The organism is Streptomyces sp. NPDC107522 (genome assembly GCF_055657525.1).
The window spans coordinates 507567-520915 of the sequence record NZ_JBVKAU010000003.1 but is presented as its reverse complement, the minus strand read 5'-3'; the positions used below and the strand labels follow the sequence as shown (position 1 = coordinate 520915).

15 protein-coding genes are annotated in these 13349 nt (G+C 66.7%); 6 read left to right on the top strand and 9 right to left on the bottom strand.

Features of this window, described 5'->3' with window-relative positions; genetic code table 11:
• The first annotated feature begins 124 nt into the window (after positions 1–124).
• The 4 genes from ACZ7L6_RS12495 (at position 125) to ACZ7L6_RS12480 (ending at position 3887) form a co-directional block, all read left to right on the top strand.
• Positions 125–577: a hypothetical protein gene (locus ACZ7L6_RS12495; RefSeq protein ID WP_471922773.1), complete on the top strand. Its 453-nt coding sequence runs from the start codon at positions 125–127 to the stop codon at positions 575–577.
• A gap of 81 nt (positions 578–658) precedes the next feature.
• Entirely contained in the window at positions 659–2722 is a 2064-nt protein-coding gene (locus ACZ7L6_RS12490) for a hypothetical protein (RefSeq protein ID WP_471922771.1), read from the top strand.
• On the top strand, positions 2719–3258 hold the full coding sequence (locus tag ACZ7L6_RS12485) for a hypothetical protein (RefSeq protein WP_471922769.1): 540 nt from the start codon (positions 2719–2721) through the stop codon (positions 3256–3258). The genes ACZ7L6_RS12490 and ACZ7L6_RS12485 overlap by 4 nt, the downstream gene beginning before the upstream one ends.
• 164 nt (positions 3259–3422) lie before the next feature.
• Positions 3423–3887 (top strand): hypothetical protein, encoded by a 465-nt coding sequence (locus ACZ7L6_RS12480; RefSeq protein WP_471922767.1) that lies wholly within the window; start codon positions 3423–3425, stop codon positions 3885–3887.
• 290 nt (positions 3888–4177) lie between these two features.
• On the opposite strand, the gene ACZ7L6_RS12475 is transcribed toward ACZ7L6_RS12480, so the two are convergent.
• The 4 genes from ACZ7L6_RS12475 to ACZ7L6_RS12460 all read right to left on the bottom strand — a co-directional run bounded on the left by ACZ7L6_RS12475 (position 4178) and on the right by ACZ7L6_RS12460 (position 8381).
• A complete protein-coding gene (locus ACZ7L6_RS12475; protein ID WP_471922765.1) occupies positions 4178–4771 on the bottom strand; it encodes a hypothetical protein in 594 nt (197 codons plus the stop codon).
• Between the two features lie 258 nt (positions 4772–5029).
• Complete coding sequence (locus ACZ7L6_RS12470; protein WP_471922763.1) at positions 5030–6232, bottom strand: hypothetical protein; 1203 nt, start codon at positions 6230–6232, stop codon at positions 5030–5032.
• Positions 6229–7377, bottom strand: a complete 1149-nt coding sequence (locus ACZ7L6_RS12465) for a hypothetical protein (protein WP_471922761.1) — start codon at positions 7375–7377, stop codon at positions 6229–6231. Before ACZ7L6_RS12465 ends, ACZ7L6_RS12470 begins: the two co-directional genes overlap by 4 nt.
• 407 nt (positions 7378–7784) lie before the next feature.
• Positions 7785–8381, bottom strand: coding sequence for a TetR/AcrR family transcriptional regulator (locus ACZ7L6_RS12460; RefSeq protein WP_471922759.1), 597 nt, complete (start codon positions 8379–8381; stop codon positions 7785–7787).
• Positions 8382–8445: 64 nt separating this feature from the next.
• On the opposite strand from ACZ7L6_RS12460, the gene ACZ7L6_RS12455 reads away from it, so the two are divergent.
• Positions 8446–8955: a DUF3995 domain-containing protein gene (locus ACZ7L6_RS12455; protein ID WP_471922757.1), complete on the top strand. Its 510-nt coding sequence runs from the start codon at positions 8446–8448 to the stop codon at positions 8953–8955.
• Between the two features lie 2 nt (positions 8956–8957).
• Positions 8958–9344, top strand: coding sequence for a DUF6463 family protein (locus ACZ7L6_RS12450; RefSeq protein ID WP_471922754.1), 387 nt, complete (start codon positions 8958–8960; stop codon positions 9342–9344).
• Positions 9345–9379: 35 nt separating this feature from the next.
• On the opposite strand, the gene ACZ7L6_RS12445 is transcribed toward ACZ7L6_RS12450, so the two are convergent.
• The 5 genes from ACZ7L6_RS12445 to mycP all read right to left on the bottom strand — a co-directional run bounded on the left by ACZ7L6_RS12445 (position 9380) and on the right by mycP (position 13348).
• Positions 9380–9934, bottom strand: coding sequence for a hypothetical protein (locus tag ACZ7L6_RS12445; RefSeq protein ID WP_471922751.1), 555 nt, complete (start codon positions 9932–9934; stop codon positions 9380–9382).
• A 326-nt stretch (positions 9935–10260) separates the two neighbouring features.
• Positions 10261–10959 carry a hypothetical protein gene (locus ACZ7L6_RS12440; protein ID WP_471922749.1) on the bottom strand — a complete coding sequence of 233 codons (699 nt, stop codon included), beginning with the start codon at positions 10957–10959 and terminating at the stop codon, positions 10261–10263.
• A gap of 142 nt (positions 10960–11101) precedes the next feature.
• The gene (locus ACZ7L6_RS12435) at positions 11102–11398 is read right to left on the bottom strand and encodes a WXG100 family type VII secretion target (protein ID WP_062720929.1); all 297 of its coding nucleotides are present in this window, start codon (positions 11396–11398) and stop codon (positions 11102–11104) included.
• Between the two features lie 64 nt (positions 11399–11462).
• Positions 11463–11831, bottom strand: a complete 369-nt coding sequence (locus tag ACZ7L6_RS12430) for a WXG100 family type VII secretion target (protein WP_471922745.1) — start codon at positions 11829–11831, stop codon at positions 11463–11465.
• Between the two features lie 251 nt (positions 11832–12082).
• Positions 12083–13348 carry a type VII secretion-associated serine protease mycosin gene (gene mycP, locus ACZ7L6_RS12425; protein ID WP_471922742.1) on the bottom strand — a complete coding sequence of 422 codons (1266 nt, stop codon included), beginning with the start codon at positions 13346–13348 and terminating at the stop codon, positions 12083–12085.
• Between the last annotated feature and the right edge of the window lies 1 nt (position 13349).

Sequence of the window (13349 nt, the reverse complement as noted above, 5' to 3'; positions counted from 1 at the left end):
AGGTACGGATGGGACCGTGATGGTGTGGCGATAGTGTCCTGTGGCCTGATGGAAGATACGCGATGCCGGTCGGTAACGCCGGTGCTCGTCTGGCGAGAGTCGTATACGGGGAGGTCACGTCCACATGGCGTGGGACGAATGGGAACAGTTCAAGACCGAAGCTGAATCCAGGCAGTCGGCTGGCATGCAGCTGAACCAGCTCCCGGCCGACAGGGGCGGTCCCGCTGCTGGTCCCGCCAACGGCCAGAAGGACTTGGCGTCAAGCCCGGCAGAGAAGCGGGCCGCAGCGCAGGCTATCGAGGAGCGCATCGAGCCCGGCACGCGTAAGTCTGGGGACCGGGCAGACGAGGAGACCAAGTCTGCGGTCAAAGCATTCGGTGCCAAGGACGGTCATGGGTGGCTTACGTCGGGTGCCCTCAAAAAGGCGCATAAGACGTGGGGTGAGCAGGTACAGAACTTGATGAATCGCCTGGGATCCGAGAAGGAGGCCCTGCGCAGCACCAGCACCCTGTTCCGGAACACCGACGGGGATGTGGGAACCAGCGTGCGTCATTCCTCCAACTTCAACAACTACTGAGCACCTACTGACCGCGAGCTCCTCCCTTCGATCGTTCACGTCAACGCACAACGGGGACCCATGCCGACGTATCACGAGATCATGACGACCGATCTGTCCGCTCTCACCGCAGCCGCCGACGGCTGGGACGACATGGCGGGGGAGTTCCACAAGCGGGAGCAGGACTATAAGCGGGATGTGCACGGCATCTCCATGGGCCAGACATGGGTGGGGCTGAGCGCGGATGCCGCCAACCGGCGCTTCGACGTCACCCTGAAGGAATTCCAGAACGCTCAGACCGAGGCCAAGGCCGTTGCCTCGCTTCTGCGCGACGCGCACACACAGTTCGTGGATCTGCGCGGCAAGCTCAAGACGGGTCGTCAGGAGGCCATCGACGCTGGCATGAAGGTGTCGGATCAGGGGGTGGTCTCGTACGACACCGCCCGGCTCGACCAAGGGACGCTCACCGCGTATCACCACGACCCTGGCTTTCAGGAGAGCGTCCGCAGCAGTGTCAGCTCCTGGCAGGACCGCATCGACCAGCTCGTGAAGAACGTGGAGGACGCCGACAAAGGCGTCGAAATCGCCTTGAACGCTGTTGTGCTCGACTCGGACGCCATGGATGGCGCACCCAACGGCTTCAACGGCGGGGCGCTGGGTGATATCGAGAAGTACGAGGCAGAGAAAGCCAACGACATCGCCACCCGGCTGGCGGGCGGCGAAAAGGTCGCCGCCGCCGATCTGGCCGACCTGCGGCGTGCCTTCCGCGACAATTCCGACGACAAGGCATTCAGTCAGACCTTCCTGAACGGCCTGGGCGCCCGAGGCACCATCAAGCTGACGAATGAGCTGAATGACCTGATTCATTTCAGGGGCAAAGGGGACCGCTCCGGTCAGTACGCGGCGATCGAGACAGGCTTGGCCAACACCCTCGCCGCAGCGACCAAGGACACCAAGTCCAAGTGGTACAAGGACTGGCGTACCGACATGCAGAAGGCCGGCGTCGAACGCTACGCCACCGATGTGCAGGGTGCCCGCCTCGACAAGGCCGTTGGTTACCAATCACTGGTCACCCTCATGCGGAAGGGAAGCGGGTACGCGCCCGACGTCCTTGAGGACCTCACCGACGACATGATCAAGGCGGAGAAGAGCGACCCGGGCATCTGGCAACTGAAGCATGAGTACAGCGGCAAGGACAGCAGGGGCTGGTTCGCCAATGATCCAGTGGACGGCATGCTCGGCATCATGAGCCGCGATCCCGACACAGCGGCGCGTTATCTCAACTCCGGCGACAACATGAAGTACTTCATGAAGGACCGAGAGTGGAACGTCACCCTTCACGAACACGAAGGCGCCAAAGCGTCCCACTACTCGCCGGGCCTGGACGGAGACAACCGTGCAGGTTTCGGTGCGGCCCTCCAAGCTGCGGCGACCGGAATCGACCCCTCGGACAAAAACGCGCACTACGTCGAGCACTCCAAACAGAACGATGCGATCTTCAAGTCATCCCTCAAATTCATGGCCGATAGCGGAGACGACCTCCCCGAGTCCCTGAGGCAACCCATGGCGAACATCCTTGTCAACCACGGGGACACGGTGCACGCTTCCATGAGCGAGGTCGACGTCTCCAAGTCCCCCTTGGACCAGAGTGAACTCTTCGAGGTCGCGAAGCAGGTGTCCAAGGACAAAGACGCCTACGGCATGCTCAATGGTGGGCTCAACCATGCGATGGTGGACAACATTCACGCGGACGACCCCAAGTCCACCGAGTCCCTGCTCCGCGCCGGCAGAACGGTTGGCTTTCTGGAGGAGGCTCACATCCAAGCACAAGGTGACCCCGAGACCGCCGAGTTCGGAGCCAAGCCGCTCTTTGATAAGGCGATCAGCTACATCCCTGTGGTGGGTGGAGACGTACAACAGGGCTTTGACTACGTGGTGGGAAAGTGGATGGAGGACGAACAGAAGCGGCTTGATGATCAGGGTGCCGATGACAACGTCAAGGCCTATTACAGGAGGAATGGTCAATTGATGTCCCTGGCGGAGGAATGGGCCAAGACGCATCAGGAAGGCGGCGGTTCGGACTTCAATCCCAAGTCGGAGATCGCCGCGTCAGCCGAAGACGGGATCGACCAAGCGACCGGAGTGTCCGGAGAGCAGCCCAAGTGAACTCACGTCTTCGTTCCTGCGCCATAGGCCTGACCGTGTTGTCGGTGTCTTCCTTTGCCATTTCTTGTGGTGGTTCATCTGCACCAGAGATCCCGGAGACGATTTGTGGGACGCCGATCGACGCCGATCTCACACGTCCACTCTTGACGTCCAGCGAAGACTTGCGGGAGTATGATCGAGTTGATCGTTCAGAGGCAATCACGGCTCCGTGTGTGCTTCTGTCAGGAAACGAGCCCGTTCTTGACCTCCAGTTCTCGTGGGATGAAAGCGCGCAGGACCTCATGTACCTGGCGAAGGAAACTGGATCGGTCTCGCGCGTCACCGAGCCGCGCAGGATCGACTTCAAATACAAGACAGTCGTCGGTAACGACGGTGCGATCGCGACCACTTCATGCAAGACCAGCGGCGGTAATTATTTCACTCTCACACTCCAGTTGCCCGAGGCCAATCCGACGGATCAGGGCCATCGCAAGGACATTGAGCGGTTCATCCGTGCGTACTTCCCCGTCACAGTCACGACCCTGGACTGCGCATAACTGCCGAGGGTAATTCGGGGCAACCATGACTCAGCTGCGTAATAGCGGAAGAGGATGGTCAGTCCCGCGGGGCGAGTTGGGAGCAGTTGAAGACGACTCCCTGGCCTTCAAGATTTAGGCGTCGCCGCCCGCGAAACGAACGGTGGATACGAGAAGGTGATCCGATGGGCTTCTTCGACGGACTGACCGGCAGCAGATACCCAGACAGTGGTGTCGTACCGCTACCGGCCATGGAGGTCCGTGCCGCCCTGCTCGCGCTAAACGCCCCTAACGTGCCGTTCCGCGTGCGCAACGCCCTCCCTGCGGAGAAGGCCGATCTGGTGGTGGAGTGCCAGATTCGGAAGGCGGGTGTCACCCTCAAGACCCGCATGCGCCTCGTCCCGGAGAAACACGAGGTGCGTGCCCTCGAAGAGCGATGGGAGACCTCGTCAGCCGAATACTCCCGCAGGCAGTACGGCCGTGGTCTGGCGACCACGGTGTATCGGCGGTGGGAGATCAAGCAAGGGCCCGACGGCCGTCGGCACAAGGTCGAGACGTTTCGCTTCGACACGCGGGACGTGAGGAATCCTCTGCTGGAAGCGGTACTCAACGCGGGATGGGCGTGGCGCGGAGTGCTGTTCAGGTGGTGACCGGCGGCGTAGTGCGCGTTGCAGTGACGACACCCAGTGATTCCGCGACGGACTGAGCTTGTTCTGCGCCCAAGAAGACAACTGAACACGTCATCCGAGGCGTTCCAGCAGATATGCGGTCGCTGGGGTGTGGTGCAGTCGTGGGGCGTTTCGCATCGGTCCGGGACAACGCCGCCGTGGAGTCCCTCCACTCTCTCCTCGGCCTCGATCGTCCACTGGCGCGCCTTTCCGCACGCGGGCGGCTGGCGGAAAGTGCCCGTTGCGTCCATCTCGGGCATCCGCTCTCCGCGTCATACCTCGTCCTCGCGCTCGAGGTCCTGGTGGCTGTACTCGTGCCGGACGCAGCCGCCGTTCGCGCGTAGGACGGGCTTGCCCGAATACCAGTCCGGGACGAGGGACAGCTCGATGCCGTTCTCGTCCGCGGCACTGACGCCGCGCAGGCCCGGGCCGGGCTCAACCCTGGAGGGAGGGGGGACTTGCTTCACGGTCAGGCCGCGGTCGGTCCAGGTCGCGCGGAGGTGCTCCACGGCGGCGTTGTAGGCGTCCGTGCTCGGGAACTCCAGGGCCCACTCATAGGTCGGTTCGTCTCGGGTGACGCCGGTGTCGTCGAAGCCGAAGTCGTCCACGCAGGAGCCGCTGACCTCCTCCAGGGACCCACCGCTCGTGGTGGGGATCGGTTCCAGGTCGCCCAGCGCGCGCTCGCCCGCCGCCTTTGTCTCGGCCACCCGGTCCCGGTACGCCACAGCAGACAGGACCGGACCGCCCGCCAGCGACTCGCAGGCGTGTGCGCCGAAGGCGAGCAGGATGACCAGGATGACGCCGAGTGTGGCGGGGAGCGTTGCTTTGGGGAGGGCCGGGTGGGCCGGGAACATGGGTTTGGACATGACGTCGATCAAAGCCGCCGGGCGGACGTGTCGGGAGGGCCCCGATACCTGGTTCGGACTGAGTATCAGTCCTCATGCTTCTCGTCCCGGTGCACGACGGTGTACCGGCATGCAGGTGACCAACCGCGCCCTGCGTCACCTGTCCGTCCTGGACACCGTATGGCTCGGGCAGCTACCCACGACAACGCCCCGCCCCCGGTATTCGAACTGCCGGAGGCGTGGCGTTTCGCATCGTTACGGCACAGCGGTCGGTTGGAGTCAGCGGCTCCCGCCCGGCCGTGGCAGTGTCAGATTCAGCGGGCCGCAGCCGAGGCGGGCGGCCTCTGCCTCGACGTAGCGGGGGAAGAGGGTGCGCAGGTCCGCGCTTATCTCGCGGTCGTTGGCCTGTACGAGGAACACCGTCGCGCCCGCCTGGCAACGGGCCTGGAAGACACCGAGGTTGGGACCGAGGCCGCCATAGCCCACTGCGGAGCGCACCCGGTCGCCCTCTTTCAGCGTCATCCTCGTGAAGATCGCTGCCAGTCGCGGGTCCTCGACGGTCATCAGGCGCTGCTCCCACTCCGAGCCCATGATGTCCCGGTCGCAGGTGCGTACCGGGCCGTGCCCGTCGGTGATCATGGGGTACTTGTTCGGCTTGCGCTTCTTGCCCAGGGTCAGTCCCTTGATGCCGCAGAGCGCGTCCGGTTTCTCCGTGCGGGTGTAGCGAGCGGCATTGGGCAGGCGTTCGACAGGATCAGCGATCGTGCCGGCGCAGCCCAGGTCCGCGCTGACCTTGTTGACGAGTTTCACGACCAGGCGGGCCATCGCGTCCCGCTCCTTGGTACGCGGCTCCAGGTCGGTGATCCAGCTGCCCTGGGCGATGTCCACTACCGTCGGCCCGTCGAAGTCGCTGGGGCGGCCCAGGCAGCCGTCCGGGATGGCGAGCCAGGCGCGGTTGTCCGAGGCCATGCCCAGGAGGCCGCCGCCGAGCGGGGTGAGGCGGGCGGAGAGGAATTCATCGGCCCAATGGCGGTCGTCGCCGACTCGGTCGTCCAGCTGGTGTACCCGGGCGGTGAGCGCCCATTCGTCGCCGTCGCTGTTCGTCAACTGGCAACGGCCCGTGGGGCCGTCCATGGAGCGTCCACCGTGCAGCACGGGGGCCTCGACCGCCTTGACGTTTTCCGGCTCACGGAACGTCGCGGCGAGGTCGTCGCGGGACAGCGCGCCCCAGCACACCTCGTCCGGCGCGAACGGCCCGGCCTTCGTCTGCCAGGCCGTGCCGCCGACGCCGAGCAGCATCCCGGCGAGACCTGCGGCCAGCAGCGGCCGGACCCGGCCGCGCAGCAGGTGGCGCCAGTGCAAACGGTGGCGCCGTCGGCGCCACCGCTCCCGGCACAGGCGCCGGTACCGCTCGCTGAGCAACTCCCGGTCGGCGGGCAGGGGCTGGTCGTAGCGGTTCGGCTCGTCCGCGGTGCTGCTCACAGGGCGGCTCCCTTGGGGGCGATGGGGGCGCAGCCTAGGCGGGCGGCGGCCGCGTTGGCGAAGGCGGCGAGACGGTCGGCGTCGGTGTAGGTACCGCCCATAAGGAAGGTGGCGGGCCGGCCGGCGCAGTCGGCTCGTACGATCGCGTGTTTCTCGCCGATGGTGCCCGCGCCGCGCCAGCCGCGGGCAACGGGGCGTTCGCCCGCGATGCCGTCGAACACCGCGGCCAGCCGGGGCTGGGCAACCATCGCCAGCTGCAGGTAGGGCACGCCGTTGAGATCGCCACGGACGCTGCACGTCTGCAGGTCGCGGGTGACCGCGCCGGTCTGGTCCTCGATGTCCTCCGTGCCGAGGTGCAGGCCACGGATGCCGCAGACGTCTTCAGCGGTGCTGTAGATGCGATCCGGCTCGCCCGGCAGGTCGTAGAGCGGCGAGCTGACCTTCAGCGGCTCGTCCGGCGCGCAACCGGCCGCCGCCATCCCACGGTTGGCCGCCGCGACGAGCAGCACCGCAGCCTCCCGGGCGCCGCCCAGATCGGCCGAGTCGCTCTGGGTGTACGAGGGGCCGCTGGTGTACGTGCCGGACGCCTGCATCGTGACGACCGTCGGCCTGCCGTCCTTCGTATCGCAGGACTTCGGGAGCACCAGCAGACCACCGCGCCCGTTCACCGTGCCCGGCAGGCCGTCCGGGAGCGGGACCATGTCGCCGCCCAGGAAACCGTCCTGGACCATCGCGAGCCGCGCCTCGGCGGCCTTGGGGACCGGGCCGTACTCGACGGACACCTGCTGGCGGATGGAGACCCTGTCACCGTCGTAACTGCTCTTGTAGTCGCCGGCGATGGAGACCTCGCAGCTGCCGGTCGGGCGTTCGCGAGTGGGCGCTGTCTCCTTGCTGGTGCGTGACCCGTCGTCATCGTCGCCGAACGCCTCGTCGCCGAGGAAGTCCGGGCCGCTGTCCTGTTCCCAAGCGCCCCAGCAGTAGCGGTCCTTCGGCCACGGCCAGGTGTCCGCCGCCCATGTGCCGAGGCCGGTGCCCGCAAGCGCGAGCACCAGCGCGGATATCAGCGACAACCGGCCGCGCCTGCTGGTCGGCAGCACTCGACGCAACCGACCGGGCGCCGCAGGCGCCTCGTCCGTCTCACTCACCCCGTGATTCCCCTCCGGCGCCGGCAGGTGCCGCAAACCGGTCCCCCACGTGCGCCGTTCCCGTAACCACACACTCACCCGCGGGTACACCAACAGCCCATGCCCTGCACGTCGGAGTGGGCGCCTGCGGATCTTGACCAGCAGTGTATTCATCGGTTGACGGCAGCAAAGGCGGCGCCCGCTTCGGACACCGAATCTTGATGCCGAGCGCGGTGGGGAGTGGGGCGCGCGGCGCGGTCGCGCCGCGGTGAGGTACCTAGGGCTGAGCCACGTCCTCCTGCTACGCGCCGGCCGACCGAACGGGGCCCGCCTTCAAGGCGCTGGCAGCCGTGCTCGCCGAAGTCGAGGAGTCGAGGAGTGTTGTACGAGGAGACCCAGCAGCCTCGTAGCCTCGTACCCAATCCGCTTTACTCCGGTCCCGCCTCGTGCAAGGCGGGTCGCGCCAACTCGGTGATGAGGTGGTCCAGGGCAGCAGCGGCGGTGGTGCCGGTGGCGGCGACTTCGGGAACGATGTCGCAGGCGGAGCGGCGTAGTTCGAGCCAGCCGAGGAAGGCGGCGTACGCGGTGACCGCCTGACGCCTGGCCGCGGCGGTGTCCAGGCCCAGGTCGGTGTAGAGATCGGTGAGATAGGCGATCCGCCGCTCGGTGACTCGGCGCAGGACCGGGGCGACGGCGGGGTGATCGGCGTGCGCGACGATCGCGGGCTCCAGGCCGTTGATGTCTTCCTGCCCCAGCGCGATGGAGAACAGAGCCGTCAGCCGCTGCCGGGGGTCGGTGATGTCGCCCAACTCCGCGATTAGCGCTGCGGTGTCGTCCCGCTCCCACGTCTCCAGTGCGGCCGTCAGCAGCGCGTCGCGATCCTTGAAGTGCCAGTAAAAGCTGCCTCGTGTCGCCTCCAGCTCGCCCGCGAGCGCGTTGACCGACACTGCGGCGACCCCGCCGCGTGCCATCGCGCGCAGCGCCGCGGTCGACCAGTCCTGGGGGGTGAGGGGCCTTCTAACCATGCCCGTACAGTACTGTATGGTCACTCCATACAGGCCTGTATGGAGTGACCATAGGGGGAGCCGTATGACGATGACGAACCTTGCTGGTGGGACGGCCGCAGTCGGCCTCGGTGCGGTCGGGGTGCTGCACGGGATCTGGACCTTCTCTCCCTGGCCGCTGGCCAGCCGTACCGATTTCGCCCGTACGGTCGTCGGGGTCGCCGAAGCCGACCTGCCTACACCGGGGTTGACGGCCGCGGTCGCGGCGGCGCTCGGAGCGGCGTCCTATGTGGTCGCAGCCCAGGCCGACTTGGTCCCTCAGCTCTCGGGGGTGCGGCCACGTCGTTTGGTGCGCCAGGGCGTATGGGTCGTCGCAGGCGTGCTGCTTCTGCGAGGTGCCGCTGGTCTGGCTTCGTCCGCCCTGACGAACCGGCCGACCGATTTCACCCGCTGGGACCTCATGCTGTATTCCCCGCTGTGTCTGGCGCTCGGAGGGCTGACGGCATACGTCGCCGCCTCCACTCGCGTTCCTCACCGCCAGAACCGGCGCCATGTCATGAGGAGCCTCAAGGGCCGCAGGAATCAGGGAGGCTGACGATGACACGCTTGATTCCCCGACTCGTGATCGGACTGGCTGCCGTGCACTTCGCGGTATCCCTGGTCGCCTCCAGCACCTTCGGTGATGTGGCCCACGACGGATTCTGGAACGCCGTCCCCGGAAAGCCGCAGCGTGAATACGAGATGTGGTTCTTCCTCGCCGGGTTCGGCCTCCTCGCCCTTGGCACACTCAGCCAACGCATCGTCCGTGACACCGGCAGGCTCCCGGCACAGGTGGGCTGGTATCTGCTTGCCATCGGCGTGCCGCTGCAGATTCTCTACCCCGTCTCCGGCGCACCGGGACTGATCGTGCTCGGCGTACTGGCCCTGATCGCGGTCCGGCGGGAGAGTGCGGGGGACAGCCGTCGGACAGATCGAGATGGGTAATCGGGCCCCGCTCGACCCCTGCGTACGAACCGTGCTCAGTTATTCACGCCACGCAACTGGCTCGGCGCCACTTGAGGTGGCAGCACCGGGTAGCCCAGGTTGTCCAGGCGGGTGCCGGAGGGATAGCGGGCGCAGTCGGAGTAGGCGGCCACCTGCAGATGGTCACGTGGGTAGGCCCAGATGCGAACCTCGTCGTTGGAATGCGGGGGCGTCAGTATGAGATGGCGCCAGGGCTTGTTCATAGAGTCCGCGACCGTCCAGTCCTGCCGGGTCAGCTCCTCCCGTGCATGCCTCAGGGCGGAGATCACCTCAGTCTCGGGTACGCCCTTCAGCGCCCACTCCGTGTGCACGTTGACCACACCCAGCATGCTCGGCGGGGTGGAGCTGAGCTGTTTGTCCAAGTGGCGCAGTCCTCGGTAGTGACAGCCCTCGCCGTGGGCTTCCGCGCCTGCTCCGGGCCAGCCGGTGTCCAGTTCGGCGCTCGGCAGGTCGAGTGCGTCGTACGCGGTTTGGGTGTAGCCGTCCAGCCGGTTGGCCGTGGCTACAGGGTCAGCGACTGGATACGGCTCTCCGGACCAGAGCTTGCTCAAGCCGAACGCCCCTGTCACGAGCAGTCCTACGGCGGTTGCCGTACAGATCTTTTGGAGCCAGGCGGGGCGGTGGCGGCGCGGTGTCATGCACAGCATCGTTCCGGGGGAGGGCACGCGGGGCATGAGCGAACGTACTCAGTAGCCGCTGGTATCTCAGGGTGGAGCCGCCGTACTGCTGGGTGGGCAATCGCTGATCAGCGCGGCGGTGCCCTCGCGCACCAGGAGCGGTAGTGGCGGAGGGCCGCCGGTAGTGAGGCAGGGGCGCCGGGCAGTGGGACTGGATGGGCTCAAGGGGCTGTGATTGGTCTGGAAACCCTGGAACAGGTTCAGCCCCGTTGGGAGGGACCGAGCGCCGGGGGCCTCTGGCCCTCTCCGGACGGGCCCGTGTCGCCGGTCTGCCAGGTGGGGTCGTAGGCGCAGGGCGCGGTCGCGCCGCCGGTGAAGTACTGCCGGTCCGGGTACCAGGTGAAGGACATCCGCTCGTCTCCGTCGTTCCGCTGGACGGACAGGCGCCAGTCGTTGGCCTTCCCACCCTCACGGTAGGTCGAGACCTCCCAGCCTTCGTCCTTCAGGTGCTCGTGCAGTCGGCGCAGGCCGGAGACCGCCTGGCTCGCGGGCACGTCGTCCAGTGCCCAGCCGTGGCTCATCTGGTAGGCGCCGTCGACGGTCTTGTCCTCCAGGCCGAGCGGACCACTGGTCCAGCAGAAGCTGGAGCTGAGCGTGTTCTCCGTGCTGACGCCGATGTCCTCGACGCCCGGTTCCACAGTGCGCTTGAACCCCATGACGTCGTACGCCTCCTGGGAGTGCTGGAAGGCACGGTTCGTCATGTCCTCGGGCGCGACGCGGGGGAAGTCGGTCGATCCCCGGTTGCCCCAGGCGAGTGTGCCGATCAGCAGGAGTACGGCCATGAGGGGTATGCCGATGAGCGCGGCGCAGCCGCATCCGAGGGCGGGGAGCAGCGAGGACGAGGAACTGGGCTCTGCCGGTGCGGTGGTTGTGCGGGTCGGCCCGGGCTGTTCTGGCATGCAGGCACGGTATGGCGGCGGGCAGCGCGGTGAATGGGCGCTGATGCCTGGTAAGGAGTGCGTACGCGTACTCAACTGAAGCCACTCAGGGTGGGTACCTCCCGTGCGTACCCACCCTGAGTCTTGAACCAGGCCTGCCGCGTCAGTAGTTGGCGGCGGCCTTTCGGTCGGCGGCGCTGTATGCCGCGCTCGCCTCGCGGACCGCGTTCGCGATGGCGTTCAGGGCCTGGTGGATTTCCCTGGCCTTGATGTCCCACTCGCGGTGGAGGCCGTCCGCCGCGGTCTTGGCCTCGCCCTCGAAGAAGGCGGAGAGGTCCTTCATCCGCTGCTGGAGGGCTTCCAGGTCCGTGTCCAGCTTCTTGGCCTGGGAGGTGATGTCCCCCGCGGCGCGCTCAAGTTCCGCGTAGGTGACGAGCATGGTGCCGTTGTCCACTGCCATGGCTGCTCCAACTTCCTTTCGTAGCCGGTGTTCCGGTGTATTGCAGTGCTGCGGTGCTGCTGCGCTACATGCCGGAGAAGGCCGAGGTCTTCGCGGACGGGGCCGCGGCGCCGCCGGCCGAGCCGGAGCTGCCGGTGTCGATGCCCGCCAGGGCCTGGTAGATCTCTTCGTCGTTGCTGCCGGCGATGCGGCGGTTGTCGTTGACCGCGTTCTGGAAGCGGACGAGCAGGTTGCCGATGTGGGCCATGCGCTCGTTGATTTCGGTCTGCTTTCGGTCGAAGGACACGGCGCCCTGGCCCTGCCACTTGCCTTCCACACCGTCGATCACGGCGTGCAGCTGCTGGAGCTGCTGCTTCACCGAGCCGAAGCGTTCGTTGAGCTCCTGCTCGAACTGCCGCAGTACGTCGTCTGTGACCTTCTGGGTTCCTGCCATCTGTTGTTCCTTTCGGGTGCTTTCCGGTGCTTTCCGGAGCTGTGGTGGGGCCCGACGGCTTGGAGAGATGCACGTGTTCCCTCTTCAGGCAGAAGTGCCGGCACACGGCATGACAGTCACCCTCCCCCGTAACCCCCGTGCTCCCCGTTTGCTACGACCGCAGGTCATTGCGATCGTGGTGACGCGAACGTCACCGAGTGCATGCGTGTCACTCTAGCCACTACCAGTGACAGGACCAACGGCCTTCTCGGCTATGCCGAGGACTGTCCTGAGGTCCGTCCGGAAGACGTCCTCTTCCGCGCATCCCGCACCGTCACCGCCCCACCCCCGATGACCGCCACCAGCACCAAGCTGCCCACCACCGCATAGGTCCCGAGGCGAACTGCCCGCTCCTGCGGCGTCTCCCCGAGCGGGAGTTGGGCCACCGTGGGCGCCTCGGCCCGCCCCGCGCCCTCGTTGCTCGGCACCGGCTGCTCGATCGGTTTGTCGTCCTCCGTCAGGGCGCGTACGGGGTCGACGACGCCCCAGCCGACCAGGCGGTCGTGGCCGGGGATGGAGCGTTCCGCGGTCTGCATGATCTGGGCGGTGATCTGTTCCTGTGTCCAGTTGCGGTGCTTGGCCTTGATGAGGGCGGCGACGCCGGCGACGTAGGGGGCGGAGAAGCTGGTGCCGTTGTCGGCGCAGTGTCCGCCGCCGGGCACGGTGGAGACCATGTCGACGCCAGGGGCTGCGACGTCGACGAAGTCGCCGGACTGGGAGAAGGCGGCGCGTTCGTTGTTGCGGTCGGAGGCGGCCACGGCCAGGACGTCTTCGTACGAGGCCGGGTAGGTCTTCTTCACGTTGCCTCCGAGGCCGTCGTTGCCCGCCGAGGCCACGATGACGATCTCCTTGGCCAGGGCGTTGTCCACCGCCTGCTTCAGTGTGGAGGTGGAGTCGATCGGGTTGACCGTGTCCTGGGAGATGTTGATGATGTCGGCCTTGGCCTCGTTGGCGGCGTAGTCGATCGCCGCCGCCAGGGTCTTGGTGTCGCCGTGGCCCTCCGCGTCGTTCTGCTGGATCGGGATGATCGTCGCCTTGGGAGCGAGGCCGACGAAGCCCGTGCCCTTCGCCGGCCTGGCGGCGATGATTCCCGCGACCTTCGTGCCGTGGCCCACCACGTCGGTGGTGCCGTCCTCGCGGCCGCGCTCGATCTTGTTGCCGCTGTCGTCCTTGAGGTTCTTCGGGAGGTAGTTGCGGCCGCTTTTGACGTCTACCGCCGGGGTGAGCTGGGGGTTCTTGACGTCCACGCCCGTGTCGATGACCGCGACGCGTACGCCTTCGCCCGTGGACTGCTTCCACAGCTCGTCCAGCAGGACCCGTTGCAGCGCCCAGGGCCGACCCTCGTACGTCCTGCCTCCGAAGGTGCACTGGTCTGCCGTACCGGCCGCGGTGGCCGTGGGCGACGGGGACACCCCGATGACCGCGAGGGCGGCAGCGGCCGTACCGGCGAGGCGGCGCAAGAAGCGATCCGTACGCATT